This window comes from Rhizobium sp. 862_C5_N1_2, assembly GCF_051811205.1.
GTDB lineage: Bacteria > Pseudomonadota > Alphaproteobacteria > Rhizobiales > Rhizobiaceae > Rhizobium > Rhizobium leguminosarum.
In genome coordinates this window covers 305,223-321,495 of the sequence record NZ_JBPWPT010000005.1, presented here as the reverse complement: position 1 = coordinate 321,495, position 16,273 = coordinate 305,223, and the positions used below count along the sequence as shown (strand labels likewise).

Genomic DNA, 16,273 nt, shown 5'->3' with positions numbered 1-16,273 from the left:
GCGACGGAAGGAGTTCCGCCGCTCAGGTGGATCAGCGAAGCGGTGAAGGAGCGGCGCACCAACAGAGGCTTCTTCATCATCGGCTGCCGCTTCAACGACCAGATGCTGCGCACCTACGCCCGACAGATCACGAAGCGATCCAACGCCCCACGTTTGGCGGTGCTGGATGCGGCAGCGCTGACCAACAACGAACGCCGTTTCTTTGTACCCATCCGGCGAAGGCCGTCTGCCGCGATTTGCTGATTGGCTTTAAGTGCATGCCTTATGTCATGCGCTACAATTATTTCCCCCATTGAGGTCTTGTCCGCCGATGATCTTGGTCGCCGGCGGGATTGGTCGGACGAAGAGAAAGTTCGGATCGTCGAGGAAAGCCTGCAAGGTTTTCGTCAGGGGTCAGCGACGGCGCGACGATATGGATTGTCGCGATCTTTGTTGACGGCCTGGCGTCGACAATACCGCAGCGGCCTTCTGAGTGTTTCAGCGTCAACGGGTTTCGTGCCGCTTACGATTTCGCCACCGCCGCCGGCGGCATCTGCGGAGATGACCGCGCCGCTGCGTTCTGAAGACGACATGACGATCGAGATCGGCCTGCCGAACGGCCGACGGCTGACGATCCCGGCCTCACTTGATCCGATCGTCCTCGCCCGGCTGTTGCCGATTCTGGATATGTCATGATCGCATTTCCCGCGGGGGTGAAGGTGTGGATCGCGGGCGGCGTGACAGACATGCGTTGCGGCATGAACAGTCTGGCGCTGAGGGTGCAGGAAGGCCTCGGCCGCGATCCTCATGGCGGTGAGGTCTTCTGCTTCCGGGGTCGCAAGGGTGACCTGATCAAGGTCCTCTGGCATGACGGCGTCGGCATGTCGCTTTACCTGAAGCGGCTGGAAGCTGGAAAATTCATCTGGCCGGTCAGCCAGAATGGCTCCGCCGTGTCTGTATCGTCGGCGCAGCTCGGCTATCTCCTGGAAGGGATCGACTGGCGCAACCCGCGCTGGACGCAGCGGCCTTCGAAGGCAGGCTGATCGCCTGCATTGCTCTGTTTTTGTTGGGCTTTCGACATGCGGCATGGTAGCTTTCGGCCATGGATGATGCTGCTTCGGAGATAGCCAGACTGCGCGCCGCGCTTGCGGCATCGGAAGTGCGTGCCGCCTCTGCCGAGTCCGACCTCGCACAGGTGCGCGCCTTCGTGACGACCTCCGAGGCGATGATCCGGCACCTCAAGCTCGAGATTGCCAAAATGCGCCGCGAGCAATATGGCCAGAGTTCGGAACGGCGCGCCCGGCTGATCGACCAGATGGAACTGCAGCTCGAAGAACTCGAGGCCGATGCCACCGAGGACGAGATCGCCGCGGAACGCGTGGCGGCGAAGATCACAAATGTCTCTGCCTTCGAACGCCGTCGCCCGGCACGCAAGCCGTTCCCGGAACATTTGCCGCGCGAGCGCCTGATCATCGAAGCTCCCTCGATTTGCACCTGCTGCGGCTCGGCGCGGATCGTGAAGATGGGCGAAGACGTCACTGAGACGCTGGAGGCGATCCCGCGCCAGTGGAAGGTGATCCAGACGGTGCGCGAGAAGTTCACCTGCCGGGATTGCGAGAAGATCAGCCAGCCACCGGCCCCTTTCCATGCGACACCGCGGGGATGGGCGGGACCGAACCTGCTGGCGACGATCCTGTTCGAGAAGTTCGGCCAACATCAGCCATTGAACCGCCAGGCCGAGCGCTACGCCAGGGAAGGCGTCGATCTCAGTCTCTCCACGCTGGCCGATCAGGTCGGAGCCTGCACGACGGCGCTGCAGCCGATCCATGATCTAATCCGCGCCCATGTGCTGGCCGCCGAGCGGCTGCATAGTGACGACACCACCGTGCCGCTTCTGGCCAGGGGAGCAACAAGGCAGGCACGGTTATGGACTTATGTGCGCGATGACCGTCCCTTCGCGGGCGGCGCGCCTCCCGCCGCACTCTTCCATTTCTCTCCCGATCGCGAGAAGACCCATCCCAACACGCATCTTGCCGGATGGCATGGCACACTGCAGGCCGATGCCTATGGCGGCTACAACGACCTCTATCGTGCCGATCGCCGCCCCGCGCCGGTCAGGAGCGCGCTCTGCTGGAGCCATGCGCGACGCAAGTTCTTCGAACTCGCTGACATCGCCGGCAACGTGCGCAAGGGCAAACCTGCCCATGAGATATCGCCCGTCGCGCTTGAGGCCGTGGCCCGCATCGACGCGCTCTTCGACATCGAGCGCGGCATAAACGGAATGCCTGCCGAGGATCGGCTCACAACGCGGCAGCAACATGCTCGTCCGCTCGTCGAAGAACTGCACGATTGGCTCATGGCTCAGCGTGGGCAAATGTCGAAGCACAATCCCGTCGCCAAGGCGATCAACTACATGTTCGAGAAGGAGGGTCGCTGGGAAGCCTTCACCCGGTTCCTCGACGACGGCAGACTGTGTCTGTCAAACAATGCCGCTGAACGAGCCCTGCGCGGCGTTGCTCTCGGAAGAAAGGCATGGCTATTCGCCGGTTCCCAGCGCGGAGGCGAGCGTGCTGCCTTCATGTATTCCCTAATCGTCACGGCAAAGATGAACGATATCGATCCGCAGGCCTGGTTGGCGGACGTGCTCGCCCGCATGCCCGGCATTCCCGTATCACGGCTGCCGGAGCTGTTGCCGTGGAACTGGCCCGCCGGAAGCGCCCGGCAGATGGCGGCGTGATGGCGCGCCCGACGCATGTCTACACGATCGACTATGTCGCCATGCTGATCGGCGAGAACCTCGAACTCATCCAGGAAGTCGCCAGCAACTCCGACAACATCGACTATGGTGAGACGATCCATGCCCATGACGGCAGCGAAGAGGGCATCACGACCTTCACCGACCGGGGCATCGAAAGCTTGAAGGAGTTCCTCGCCGATATCCGCACCTGGGAAGGAGGTCTTCGCCAGTTCCTTGTCGACGAGCAATGTGATCCGGAAAAGATCGAACGCATCATGGCAGACGAGCCGAAATCATAAGTGCCGCGGCCTTCGCCGGATGGATACGTTTCTTTGCAGCAAGCCCGATCACGCTTATCGACGTGCAGACTGGCGAAGCTGCGGCTCGGCTTGTCGGCTGAAAACTAGAGTAGAGAAGGAGTATTGCGGATGCGACGATACACGAGGATTTCGTCGGTCGGTCGGTCGACACCGACGTCGGAGGCGGATTTGCCGTAAACGTTGATCATCACGGCCGCCATTTGAAAGGAAGGATGGTAGTGCCGCTCGCCTTCCTATCAATCCACCCATCCCTTTTTTGCACGCATTCCATCCAAACAAACAATTTTACTGGTCAAAACAATTGCCCTTAGAAAAAACGCTGAAGAGCGCTGTGCAGAACGATTGTGTGGAGTTCTAAAAATGGGTCCTCAGGTTCGGTAGAGACTGTGCTGGAAAACGAGTTGGAGCACTCTGTCAGTTGCCTGGCCTCGATTGTTATCACGTTGGACGTGATCGGCCAAATCTTGGCCGTTGCTTCTGCCGTTTCAGTGCTAATGGGCTCTCACAAGAAGCACTGTTGCCTGGTCGACTAAATCTGTGAGTGCATCCCTCACAATGACTAGAAGCCAGAGCAGGCGCGCTCGCAGCCGCAAGGACATGATCTGCGCCTTTTGCAGGAACACCAAACCTCGTGATGTTTTCTTGCGGCTGTCGGGCCGAAATATGAAGGACTGAGTAATGTGGATAGGTTACGTGGCAGTTCTGCTGCAAATGCTTCGGTCAGGGTTTCCGTGCGGCGTCGCAACTATAGCATCAAGAAGGTTGCGCAGCATCGATTGTCGGCAATGTCGCCGAGCCGGTCGCTATTAGTATCGGCTTCGCCTGTGAGCTCTATCTGACACGTCAAACACAAGCTTTGAACTTACGAAAGCCGGCGGTCGGGCCAGAGCGACCTACCTTTCGAAACGGACTGGAGAGCAACATGCTGTGTCTAGGGCTGAGTGGGCGTCTAAGCAGAGTCTACGAAAATTCGTTCGATCTACCGAACAGCTTTATGCACGATGGGGCTGCGGTTCGCGTTCGCGACGGCCGAGTGATAGCGGCTGTCGAAGAGGAACGGCCTAACCGAATCAAGCACTCCAACACGCTACCAATTCGTTCGATTCAATATTGCCTCGCATCTGCAGGTGTTCAGCTCAGCGACATCGACCGCATCGCGTATTATGCAACCGAGGCCTATTGCAACGCTGTGCTCGAGCGCGTGCGCCTCTCTCACCCAAGCACCCCAGTATCGGATGCGAGGCTGTTGCAACGGGCTCAGGGAGGTCGACACGGGCTCTATATTCCTGTGGGACACCCCGATGTTCCATGTGATCGCCATCGTCACACAGATCTGGCCGCCCATTGGACGCGTGATGGCACAATGCCATGGAGGTTGTCACCCACGCTCCACCGCCGAGATGAACTCGAAAACGTTGGACCCGGAATTGATTGTTGAGGAATGAACTTCATGAAACGCAATGTAGAACAAGAGGTGACGGATCAACTCGCTTATAGGCGAAAGATGTTGCAAGATTGGAGAGGAGAGCGCCTCACTGGACACCAGATAAACCTAGCATCAATAGACCTCAACCTCCTGGTGGCGCTCGAGGCTCTGCTCGAATACCGGAACGTGACGCACGCGGGCCAGCACATCGGGCGGAGTCAACCGGCGATGAGCCGCGCACTGGGAAGGCTGCGCGGCTTGTTCAATGATGATCTCCTGGTGCGGTCTTCAACGGGTTTGATCCCAACGCCGCAAGGCGAACATTTGGCTCAAAGGCTGCCGTCGGCACTGCGTACGATCCGAGAGATGGTGACAAGCCGCAGCGTAATCTCAAAAGAAGCGGGGAGGGGGGCAACGCTGGCGATCCCCGATCATCAAGCTTTGGCTGTACTACCGCGCCTCCTGCCGTGGTTACGCGAGCGTGCCCCTCATCTCGACACACTCGCCTGTTTGCCATTTGATCGTGCCGTGCGGGGGCTTGAGCAAGGTGATATTGATTTGGCCGTTGGGCATATCGACGTGCAACTGCCTGGCTATTTTCGGCGGAGTCTTTATACAGACCGCTTCGCGTGTTTGTTGCGCCACGACCATCCAGCGCTGGCGCAGGAATGGACGATCGACAACTTCGCGACCTTGCGTCACGCTGCCATCAGTACGGACTCCCCCGACCACTTCGGCCCGATCTACGACCACTTGCCCAACCTGCGAGCGGATCGTAGTCCCATACTGTTTTCCAGCGTTCTCACGGCAGCGGTGGTAGCTTCGGCAACGGATTTGGTATTGCTCGTCCCGCGCCGCGTTGCGACCCAAGTTTCCGCGATGCTGCCGCTTAGGGTTGTTGATCCACCCCTCGAGCCGGCACCGTATAAGGTCATGCTCATCTGGCACGAGCGGTGCCATCACGACCCGCAGCATAAATGGCTGCGCAAGGAGGTCGCCGCCGCGTTGGAGACGGGAGCGGACTGACACAAGAAGCGGTGATCGGGATGCTCCTGAAGCATCAAAGAGAGCAACCGGGCATTTTGCGCGGGGAGATGACCAAGGCCCCAGCGCTGCTGCGACCGAGAGTGCCAGGCATGTTGGACGAATATCGAGACTTGGCTGCCTATGTGCTCGCGGGGCCTGCTTGTGTCCGGGCTTCTGCTGAGCTGCGGCACGGCCCGGCAGTGGCGCGGATATCTTCGCGCCGACTCTCGGATCGACCATGTTGATGGTGATCGTCAAGTGATCAACATTCATGTCAGCAAGCTCGCCGACACGGTCCGGCAGTGCCAGACCGTTGGTTGAAAGACACAGCTTGATATCGGGGATCTCTGTGGCTCCACGTTCAAATGTCGCCTTTGTCTTCTTCCGGTCATAACAGGCATCGCTTGGTCCGGTGATAAAGAGCACGGAAAGCTGAGGGACTTCATTGGCGACCGCAACGACCTTTCGCAGCGCCTGGTCAGGCGTCAGCTTTTCCGAGACGACCCCAGGCCGGCTTTCGTTGGCGCAGTATTTACGATCGCAGTAGTTGCACTGGATATTGCAGGCTGGTGCGGCTACGACGTGCATGCGCGCGAAATAGTAAGCTTCTTCTGAATAGCAGGAAAGGTCCTTGATTTTCTCCCACACAGCCGGCTCGGCGTGGTGCGGCTTTGCGGACGAACCGCACAATGACGCGGCGCAAGCAGTGGACTTCGCTGTGGCCAGCAGTTGGTTCATGGTTGTCGTGCTGGTCAGGCTCTTGAGCGAAATCATTGGTGGGGACATTGAAGGCTCCGTTGCTGCTTAACATCGCGGTTCAAAAAGCAAGGGCCATGCCAATGAAAATCACTACTTTTTTTCAATATGTTAGCGTTTTTTGTCCGGTTCCCTCCATTTGCGACCCGACATAGGGTTGTCAGGCATTTGACAATAGACAGACACCGGTAAAATGGCGGCTCGCCTCGGGTGCATGAGTTGAGGAGGGCAGGTCGGGCCGTTCGACCACACCAGGCGTAGAACTTTCTTTCACCCCGATTTGAACCCGCGGATGGCATAACCAACCTAAGGTCGGGTGAGGCCGGAGGCGAGCCGCCTGGCCTGAACCCACCCAGATTTCTCCATCGCGTCGATCAGCCGTTCCCGCTCGGTCAGACGCGCACCGATTGCGAGCCAGGCAGGATCGTTCGGATCACAGGCTTTGGAGGAGGCTTCGCCGAGGCAGGCGCCAGCGCGCCCGGCGGCCGCAAACGGGGATCCAGTCGACATTCGGCTCTTTCTGGCGAACTCGTCAATCGCATTGTTGCCGAATGGACCGTTAGCTCCCTTCCACACAAGCGCAGAGAGGCACTGGCTGTTCTTGCAGGCAAAATCCAACGGAGCAATGGTCCTTGATTGCGCGAGAGTTGCTGTCTTACGCACGCGGTTTCAAGTTCACAGACGTTCCCTGGGAAGCGGCTTTGCGAGGCCAGGTCAAGCGCCGACGGCGCGAATGTCCGTTCGCAGATGCACCGAACGCCACTTTCAACTCAAGACTAGACTTGCGACGGGCCATGGACCACGAGAAAATGGTCGAATTGCATGATCGCGAAACGATCCGCGACTGTCTCTATCGGTATTGCCGCGCGATAGACGGGCGGACGAGGCGGCGCTGCGCAGCTCCTTCTGGCTCGCGCAGGACAATCACGGAGCGTATACGGGCTCCGCCGAGGCTTCATTGAGTTCGCGCTTGGTGTCTTCAAGACCGAACCGCCCAACATCCACCAGATCACGAAAGTTCTGATTGAGTTTATCAGCCCGACTGAAGCAGCTGTCAGAGCTACTTCACAGTGCAGCTTGAGGCGGGCCGTCGCAGACAGTCGCAGCAAGATTGCAGTCTCTAATCTTCGCCTGCGTCCTCGTAATAGAGGGGCGTATCAACTCGGCCGGCGGCGCAAAAGGTCATCACGATGACGGCAAACTTTTATCCGCGGTTCAAATTGAGTTGTTCGAAGTACCAAGACGGGTCATCATCGGAAGAATCTGTCTCGACACTGGCTTCACTCGAATGCCCCTCGACACCTGCTTCATCGTCGCTAAGATAGCCCACGGTTTTAGAGAGATAACTCGAAGGTTTGTCTGCGCGCTGCCATCCACCCTTGCTATTCTTTATCCACTTGTCGGGATGTTGCGTAGGGTCGAGCACCCAGCGATTTTCACCCACGTCAACGAAACCCATCTGCTCAAGACGGGTTCCCATCTCTGGCGAAGCGGGACGTGACATGATCAACGGCTGTTCGCCGTCGAGTTGAAGTTGATGTTCGAGCAGAATATCGCCAGCGTTCTCGACAAGCGGATGAGTAACGCGAAGGTCTACAATCGACGTGATTCTTTTTCGACCGGGAAATAGTTCCCGCCACGGCTCGTTTTCGATGCTAAATCCATCCTCTGTTCTTAAAAGCCCAACGCTTCGTTCTCCCAGATCATAGCTGAAATATCGCGCGCTGGGCGTATCATCGTCGGTGCCGCCGTAGAGTCGAGCGATGGTAGCCGCACGCAGGGCTTTAGAGGACACGAAGGGCGAGTACTCTTGTGGATTGACGGAAATGTGCTTGATATCATCACCGTAAAATTCCCTCACTTTTCTGGCAAATGTAGATCTGTCGAGCACCTTAATTGGAGGTTCGGAAGAGAGCGAGTATGGCCGCGTTGGCGACGAAGGCGAACGAGCATTGGGATCTGGCGTTGATCGGGACGGCATGCCCGTAAGTGTTTGTGCCCCGGTCATATTCTCGATCCACCCCGCCATGGCCCCGGTGCGATCATCTTCCTCGGAAATGTTGTAGCGCAGCGATCGTTCTGAGTTATCCATGGCGGTCTCTCCTGAGAGTGAAAGGTGTGATGAAGCGCATCCTGTTCAGTCGCTTCACATGTGGGAACGGTGCGCTCACTGTCCGGCCTATAAAGCGGATACGTGACTGCTAAGCTTCGATGAAGCGGGGGGGTACGCGTTGCATGCGCGGCTCCTGGTCTCGCCTAGAGGGGACTAAACTTCCGCGAACTGGGCGGAAAGACGACCTGCGGGGCCCATATAGCCCGATGCGATCACTGGTTCTGCCAGCGTCGTCCGGACCCGCTCGGGAAGCTGCTCACAGCCGGTTGTCGTCCGCGAGCTTCTGGAGCTCTGGCGGAACAGTGCCGGCGGCTTGGCCAGCCGCAGTGATTGTAGTTGCATTAACATCGCCAGCGTCCATCCACGTTATAGTTCGTCTTACCGCCTCCAGCCGCTCCTCGTCTCCTCCTGATTCCTTTCCTCAGCCCAAGCCCCGAGGATTCGTGAAAGCGTGGTCCCTTCGCCAAACCATCGTCGAAGTCCGTCGGAGGTGTCTGCGCCGCGGCAGGGCTAAGATTAGCTTGAATGTTAGAGGTGTCCTCGGAGGATTTACCGCCCCGCGGGCCTGTTCTGTGTTCACCGCTGTTGGTCTCCAATTGCAGATTACGCATATGCTAGTGCAACCGGACTGGCCGCCACCATGCAAAATCGATATTCCAAAATGCTTTGGAAAAGCGGATCCACGGAGTCCCCTTAGGTGGTGAAGGCTCTGAGGAGTAGGTGGGCATCAGTGGTTTTTCGGCAGGGTCGGGTGGTTCAAGCACAGCCCGATAGAAGGCCACTGATGACCAATGAGATGATGGACCTCCGCTCGGGAATACGTCATGCCAAGCTGATAGCTGCTTGGCGGCGCAAGTCCCATCCGGCCAAAGTCCCATCCGGCCAAGGTCACAGCGGCGAAGCCGGGGCGAGTCTTGCGGGCGTCGCGGTAACGGGGGGCTGAAGTGTAGACAGATACGGGTGCGGGAATGAGCCTCGAAAGTTGAATGATCACGGAAGGCCGAGTGGGTTCTGTAGAGCGACAATCTGGCTGAGTCTCACCTTGTTTGCCGCCGCGCACTGAGGCGGTGAAATCAGAAGGCCGGCGGATGGATTGGTTGGAATTGGAAATTCTGACGGCACCTTCACGCTGCATGTTCCACACATCACCCGAAACTGCTTAAATGAAGGCCAATTTTAGCGGGCTCCGCATGGCAAGCGGCAAGCTGGCGAGCCTCTCAAGCCATGTGCCGGCCTGATGGTCGAGTGCAGACGATTGTCGGCAAGCCGTCGCCATATGGTGTTCGGCCATGCCTTGAGGGCATGATTGGATCTGGCTTTAGCATGCTTGGCGGCGGTCGGCAGGCATTAGGATCGAGGTTCCAAATTTGATTTCCGGAGGACCGGCATCGATGTACCCAAGACGGAACCAGCCGCGCGATGACGATTCTCGCGAAGTAAGTGAGTGGATCGAAGGCGTGACCGGAGCTGTCGCGACGGACGCCTGGATCCGGGACTACTATTCACTGAGACGAGACATGGAACAGGATCTGAGCGACTTGCGCCTCGGGTCGCACGACAGTGACGCCGGCGATCGTGTGCCGCGTCGCAGATCCGTGGGCGGTTCGATGCGAGTGACGCCGCAGTCGCGGGCGCCAGAGAACTCGTTGAGCGGCGCCCGCCACAGCATAGACGTCTCTCGGGCGGGCTCCAGCAGCTTGCGATTCGGCGGCTCGGGGGGCAAGACATCGAGCAATATGGCGGAGGCGGGCGAAGTCGCCGCGGCGCCGCAGGGCAAAAGCCGCGGATTTAAGTCGCGCATGGCGTCAGGGTTCAAGAAGGCGTTCGGATGGAGCAGCAAGACGTCGTCGCGGGGTTCGGGGCAGCAAGACGTCGATGCCGCAACGGAGACTCACGTGGTCTCAACCACGGTTCGCGTCGATTACGCCAAGCGTGGTCGCCCCGCCGACCGGGACATGTATCCCGATGACGAGTCCCGCATCAACCAGTTCGCGGAAGCAGTCCGAGACTACGAAATTCTACCCGACGGTAGCATCGGCCGAGGGGACGGAAGGGTTCCCGAGGGTACCCTCACGAACAATTTAAAGATTCTTAGGAGGTTCGCTCGTTGGCTCAAAGCAGAGAACAGAGATTCGATGGCTTCTCGGCTTTTAAACGATCCAGATTCACTAGCCGTTGATATCGCGGATTATTGGGCAAGCGGTGGGGATGGTCAGGACCGTCTTAAGTCAGCACTGTCTCATTTCAGGAGGCTCGGGCCTGAGGGGCAAGAACTCCAAGCCGTTGGACCTGGGCCGCGCCTGATGGGGCGCCAGATACATGATCCTTATCCCGACGACGCCCTCATCATTGATAGCTTGGCCAAGGAAGAGCTGAGTAAGTTCGGACCGGTCCCGAATTCTCAGAAAAATACCAGTAACCAACGAAGGTTTAGTGCTTGGCTCCAAAGGACGGGCAGGGGGAGCATAGCCAGCCGACTCACGGGTACTGATCAGCAGCAACAGTCGTTGAAGGACGATTTTAGGGCCTTTACCAAGGATGAAGGAAAAAATATTGGCGGCGTGGGTCTCGATCGGCTGCGGCAGTATCTAGGCGCCGAGTCGCAGTTGAAACAGCATCATCCTTATCCCGACGACGCCCTCATGATTGATGGCTTCGCCAAGGAAGAGCTGAGCAAGCTCGGATCGGACTCGACTTCCAAGAGGCAAGTTGCCCGGAATGTGGCCAGCAATCAACGAAAGTTTAGTGCTTGGCTGCAAACCAGGGGTAGGGAGAGCATAGCGAGCCGGCTCAACGGCAGTGATCAGCAGCAATGGTCGTTGAAAATAGATTACCAAGACTTCAGCGAAGCCATGGGAAAAAAACTCACTATGTCTTTCAAGCGGCTTCGGCAGTACCAGCAAGTCGTTGAGGCGAACGCAGCGTCGGGGTTGTCCCCTGAGCAGGCAAGTGGCCGGGAACCGGCCGGTCTGGACGGCCGTTCGGATCCACGTGCCGAGTTCAGATCAACTTCGCCGCTGCAGCAGGTTGATCCATCGATCGAAGGCCGCAGCGGATTGTCGCTCGACCATACCGAATGGCTGGGCGACCAGCATATCCAGACGGATTATGAGCTGCTAATGCAGGACTTGCAGCGAAACGATCCGGATCTCGCAGCCAGGACGCGGCTTATCGATCCCCTGATAGCCCATTATCATCTGCGCCTGGGCGATGAGAGCACCGCGCTGAGCGCTTTCCAGCGCATCGTTAATGATCAGAATGGAAGAGATACAGCCGACTTCCTGTTCCTTCCAGTGAGCGATGCCAGTGCTTCGGATCCTGATCACCGCGGCACCCATTGGTCGCTGCTACTCGTTGACCGTCGCAACCGCGAGGGGCCGGCTGCCTATCACTATGACTCCTTCCGGGGACAGAACGACGAGTTTGCAGCAATGCTCGCACAAAGGTTGGGTACCCGTCTGGAGCCCGTCCGCATGACCCAACAGCGCAACGACTATGATTGCGGAGTCTTCGTGGTTGACGGCACGCGGGCGCTCGTTAGACGTCTGGCGCGAAGAGGCCGGCCAGCCGTGCTGCACCTCGACAACCTCGTCGCCGATCGGGAGCAACTCCAACGACGTCTGAGCCCCGCGCCCAACAGTGCTCGAGCGGGGGCTGCGGCGGCTGAACCGGAGTCCTCCACACAGAGCGCCGATCCCGCAGAGTTTTGGCATGGAGTGGGTCAACCCGGCCAGCTTCCCGATAGCTGGAATACAGCGACCTTCCGGCAGGATTTGCCGTCAGCCGCCTATTCACCGGTGCAAAGCCTCAATCCGCCAGACGCACCATGGGAGCAAAGCTTGGGGGCATCGATCTTCGGCACCCCACAGTACATGCTGCCTGTGGACGACTTGGGAGGAGCTGTCCCTTCGAGCTGGCAACACCGCAATCAACCGGCACCGGCTGGCCTTCGGCTTGCAATGTACTATTATGACTTGCTGCCGAGCGCGGACAAACCCCAGACCAGCATCACTATCCATGGTGTGCCCTACACGGCCACTCTGGGGCCATCAGGCAGGGAGAACGACATTTACCTTTTCCTGCAATATCAATAGGGTGGAGATGGATCGAGCAATAGATGCCAGTCGTTCTTGAAAAAACATCAAACCGTTGAGGGAGAATCCGTTTTTACGCGGTACGTGCAGCGCGCCAACCCAGATGAGACGATCCCCAGTGCCGGGGGCGACATCGAATGTGCACGTCGCCAGTCTTCCTTCAAAACGTTGACGTTTGGCCAGCATCCCAAGAGGCGACGGCTGTCGCATCTCTCTTATGTCGTATGCAACTTCCTTCCGGCTTTGACGACGAAAGCACCGTGTGAAGCTACTGAGCAAACGAGGGAGACAGGGCATTTTGACGACGGCTCCCTTCCCAGACCATCGTCGAAACGGCTGACAGTCCGCCGGAGGTGTCTGCGCCGCGGCCGGGCTAAGATTAGCTTGAATGTTGGAGGTGGCCTTGGAAGATTTACCGCCCGGCGGATGGATTGGTTGGAATCGGAAATCCTGACGGCGCCTTCACGCTGCATGTCCCACACATCACTCGAAACTGCTTAAATTAAGGCCAATTCTGGCGGGCTCCGCATGGCAAGCGGCAAGCTGGCGAGGCTCTGTGACGGCCTGATGGTCGAGTGCAGACGATTGTCGGCAAGCCGTCGCCATATGGTGTTCGGCCATGCCTTGAGGGCATGATCGGATCTGGCTTTTGCATGCTGGGCGGCGGTCGGCAGGCATTAGGATCGAGGTTCCAAATTTGATTTCCGGAGGACCGGCATCGATGTACCCAAGACGGAACCAGCCGCGCGATGACGATTCTCGCGAAGTAAGTGGGTGGATCGAAGGCGTGACCGGAGCTTTCGATACGGACGCCTGGATCGAGGACTACTATCCAGAGAGCCGAGACATGGAGCAGGATCCGACCGACTTGCGCCTCGGTTCGCACGATAGTGACGCCGGCGACCGTGTGCCGCGTCGCAGTTCCGTGGGCGGTTCGATGCGAGTGACGCCGCAGTCGCTGGCGCCGGAGAGGGGTTCGGGGCAGCAAGAGGTTGATGCCGCAACGGAGGTCTCAACCGAGGTTCGCGTCGGCGCCAAGCGTGGTCGCCCCGCCGACCGGGACATGCATCCCGATGACGAGTCCCGCATCAACCAGTTCGCGGAAGCAGTCCGAAACTACGAAATTCTACCCGACGGTAGCATCGGCCGAGGGGACGGAAGGGTTCCCGAGCGTACCGTCGAGAACAATTTAGGTATTCTTAGGGGTTTCGCTCGTTGGCTCCGAGCAGAGAACAGAGATTCGATGACTTCTCGGTTTTTAAACGATCCAGATTCACTAGCCGGTGATATCGCGGATTATTGGGCAAGCGGTGAGGACGATCAGAACCGTCTTAACTCAGCACTGTCTCATTTCAGGAGGCTCGCGTCTGAGGGGCAAGAACTCCAAGCCGTTGGACCTGGGCCGCGCCTGATGGGCCGCCGAATTCATGATCCCTATCCCGATGACGCCCGCGTCATTGATGACTTGGTCAACGAAGAGCTGAGTAAGCTCAGACCGGCCTCGATTTCCCGGAAAAATGCCAGTAGCCAACGAAAGTTTAGCGATTGGCTCAAAAGGGAGGGCAGGGGGAGCATAGTCAGCCGACTCACCGGTAGTGATGAGCAGCAACAGTCGTTGCAGGACGATTTTAGGGCCTTTACCAAGGCTGAAGGAAAAAAAGTGGTCGTGAGTTTCGATCGGCTGCGGCAGTATCTAGGCGCCGAGTCGCAGTTGAAACCGCATGAACCTTATCCCGACGACGCCCGCATCATTGATGACCTAGCCAACGAACATTTGAGCAAGCTCGGACCGGACTCGACTTCGCAGAGGAAAGTTGTCCGGACTATGGCCATAAATCAACGGAGGTTTAGTGGTTGGCTCCAAAAGAATGGTCGGGGGAGCATAGTCAGCCGACTCACCGGTAGTGATCAGCAGCAACAGTCGTTGAAGGACGATTTTAGGGAATTTACTACTAACGTTGAAGTAAAAATAAGCGTTGGTTTCGATCGGCTGCGGCAGTATCTAGGCGCCGAGTCGCAGTTGAAACAGCATCATCCTTATCCCGACGACGCCCTCATGATTGATGCCTTCACCAACGAAGAGCTGAGCAAGCTCGGATCGGACTCGACTTCGCAGAGGAAAGGCGTCTTGAATCTGGCCAGCAATCAACGGAGGTTTAGTAATTGGCTCCATAAGAATGGTCGGGGGAGCATAGGCAGTCGACTCACGGGAACTGATCAGCAGCAACAGTCGTTGAAGGACGATTTTAAGGCCTTTACCAAGGCTGAAGGAAAAAAAATAAACGTGAGTCTCGATCGGTTGCGGCAGTATCTAGGCGCCGAGTCGCAGTTGAAACAGCATGATCCTTATCCCGACGACGCCCGCATGATTGATGGCTTCGCCAATGAAGAGCTGAGCAAGCTCGGATCGGACTCGACTTCCAAGAGAAAAGGCGTCTCGAGGCTGGCCAGCAATCAACGAAAGTTTAGTGCTTGGCTGCAAACCAGGGGTAGGGAGAGCATAGCGAGCCGGCTCAACGGCAGTGATCAGCAGCAATGGTCGTTGAAAAAAGATTACCAAGACTTCACCGAAGCCATGGGAAAAAAACTCACTATGTCTTTCAAGCGGCTTCGGCAGTACCAGCAAGTCGTTGAGGCGAACGCAGCGTCGGGGTTGTCCCCTGAGCAGGCAAGTGGCCGGGAACCGGCCGGTCTGGACGGCCGTTCGGATCCACGTGCCGAGTTCAGATCAACTTCGCCGCTGCAGCAGGTTGATCCACCGATCGAAGGCCGCAGCGGATTGTCGCTCGACCATACCGAATGGCTGGGCGACCAGCATATCCAGACGGATTATGAGCTGCTAATGCAGGACTTGCAGCGAAACGATCCGGATCTCGCAGCCAGGACGCGGCTTATCGATCCCCTGATAGCCCATTATCATCTGCGCCTGGGCGATGAGAGCACCGCGCTGAGCGCTTTCCAGCGCATCGTTAATGATCAGAATGGAAGAGATACAGCCGACTTCCTGTTCCTTCCAGTGAGCGATGCCAGTGCTTCGGATCCTGATCACCGCGGCACCCATTGGTCGCTGCTACTCGTTGACCGTCGCAACCGCGAGGGGCCGGCTGCCTATCACTATGACTCCTTCCGGGGACAGAACGACGAGTTTGCAGCAATGCTCGCACAAAGGTTGGGTACCCGTCTGGAGCCCGTCCGCATGACCCAACAGCGCAACGACTATGATTGCGGAGTCTTCGTGGTTGACGGCACGCGGGCGCTCGTTAGACGTCTGGCGCGAAGAGGCCGGCCAGCCGTGCTGCACCTCGACAACCTCGTCGCCGATCGGGAGCAACTCCAACGACGTCTGAGCCCCGCGCCCAACAGTGCTCGAGCGGGGGCTGCGGCGGCTGAACCGGAGTCCTCCACACAGAGCGCCGATCCCGCAGAGTTTTGGCATGGAGTGGGTCAACCCGGCCAGCTTCCCGATAGCTGGAATACAGCGACCTTCCGGCAGGATTTGCCATCAGCCGCCTATTCACCGGTGCAAAGCGTCAATCCGCCAGACGCACCATGGGAGCAAAGCTTGGGGGCATCGATCTTCGGCACCCCACAGTACACGCTGCCTGTGGAAGACTTGGGAGGATTTGTCCCTCCGAGCTGGCAACACGGCAATCAACCGGTACCAGATGACCTTCTGCCTGCAATGTACTTGTATGACTTGCTGCCGAGCGCGGACAAACCCACCAACTTCAGTATCCATGGTGTGCCCTACACGGCCACTCTGGGGCCATCAGGCATGCAGAGCGACATTTACCTTTTCATGCAATAGGGTGGAGATGGATC

The 16,273-nt window shown here is 58.1% G+C and carries 9 protein-coding genes and 4 pseudogenes; 10 read left to right on the top strand and 3 right to left on the bottom strand.

All coding sequences use genetic code 11. The annotated features are described in order from the left end of the window. Positions 1 to 30: 30 nt before the first annotated feature. The 7 genes and pseudogenes from ACD590_RS36945 to ACD590_RS36915 all read left to right on the top strand — a co-directional run. Positions 31 to 243: pseudogene (locus ACD590_RS36945) on the top strand (SIR2 family protein); the annotation flags it as partial. Then, complete coding sequence (gene tnpA, locus ACD590_RS36940; protein WP_439007666.1) at positions 244 to 675, top strand: IS66-like element accessory protein TnpA; 432 nt, start codon at positions 244 to 246, stop codon at positions 673 to 675. Further along, positions 672 to 1,022, top strand: a complete 351-nt coding sequence (gene tnpB, locus ACD590_RS36935; RefSeq protein WP_096772364.1) for an IS66 family insertion sequence element accessory protein TnpB — start codon at positions 672 to 674, stop codon at positions 1,020 to 1,022. Before tnpA ends, tnpB begins: the two co-directional genes overlap by 4 nt. Positions 1,023 to 1,081: 59 nt before the next feature. Beyond that, positions 1,082 to 2,716, top strand: a complete 1,635-nt coding sequence (gene tnpC, locus ACD590_RS36930; protein ID WP_096772363.1) for an IS66 family transposase — start codon at positions 1,082 to 1,084, stop codon at positions 2,714 to 2,716. Further along, positions 2,716 to 3,015, top strand: a complete 300-nt coding sequence (locus ACD590_RS36925) for a hypothetical protein (RefSeq protein ID WP_096772366.1) — start codon at positions 2,716 to 2,718, stop codon at positions 3,013 to 3,015. The genes tnpC and ACD590_RS36925 overlap by 1 nt, the downstream gene beginning before the upstream one ends. Before the next feature lie 943 nt (positions 3,016 to 3,958). After that, positions 3,959 to 4,285 (top strand): annotated as a pseudogene (locus ACD590_RS36920) (carbamoyltransferase N-terminal domain-containing protein); the annotation flags it as partial. Between the two features lie 192 nt (positions 4,286 to 4,477). Continuing rightward, a complete protein-coding gene (locus ACD590_RS36915) occupies positions 4,478 to 5,488 on the top strand; it encodes a LysR substrate-binding domain-containing protein (protein WP_096772327.1) in 1,011 nt (336 codons plus the stop codon). Between the two features lie 210 nt (positions 5,489 to 5,698). On the opposite strand, the pseudogene ACD590_RS36910 reads toward ACD590_RS36915, so the two are convergent. Together ACD590_RS36910 and ACD590_RS36905 are read right to left on the bottom strand one after the other, a co-directional pair. Next, positions 5,699 to 6,274 (bottom strand): annotated as a pseudogene (locus ACD590_RS36910) (radical SAM protein); the annotation flags it as partial. Between the two features lie 276 nt (positions 6,275 to 6,550). After that, positions 6,551 to 6,754, bottom strand: coding sequence for a transcriptional regulator (locus tag ACD590_RS36905; RefSeq protein WP_096772326.1), 204 nt, complete (start codon positions 6,752 to 6,754; stop codon positions 6,551 to 6,553). A gap of 284 nt (positions 6,755 to 7,038) precedes the next feature. Here ACD590_RS36905 and ACD590_RS36900 point away from each other — a divergent pair. Continuing rightward, a pseudogene (locus ACD590_RS36900) lies at positions 7,039 to 7,306 on the top strand (nuclear transport factor 2 family protein); the annotation flags it as partial. 142 nt (positions 7,307 to 7,448) lie between these two features. Here the strand turns inward: ACD590_RS36900 and ACD590_RS36895 are convergent. Continuing rightward, positions 7,449 to 8,336, bottom strand: coding sequence for a host specificity protein (locus ACD590_RS36895; protein WP_096772325.1), 888 nt, complete (start codon positions 8,334 to 8,336; stop codon positions 7,449 to 7,451). A 1,538-nt stretch (positions 8,337 to 9,874) separates the two neighbouring features. On the opposite strand from ACD590_RS36895, the gene ACD590_RS36890 reads away from it, so the two are divergent. Beyond that, positions 9,875 to 12,451 (top strand): Ulp1 family isopeptidase, encoded by a 2,577-nt coding sequence (locus tag ACD590_RS36890; RefSeq protein ID WP_439004419.1) that lies wholly within the window; start codon positions 9,875 to 9,877, stop codon positions 12,449 to 12,451. Between the two features lie 721 nt (positions 12,452 to 13,172). After that, positions 13,173 to 16,259: a Ulp1 family isopeptidase gene (locus ACD590_RS36885; RefSeq protein ID WP_439004418.1), complete on the top strand. Its 3,087-nt coding sequence runs from the start codon at positions 13,173 to 13,175 to the stop codon at positions 16,257 to 16,259. Positions 16,260 to 16,273 lie beyond the last annotated feature (14 nt).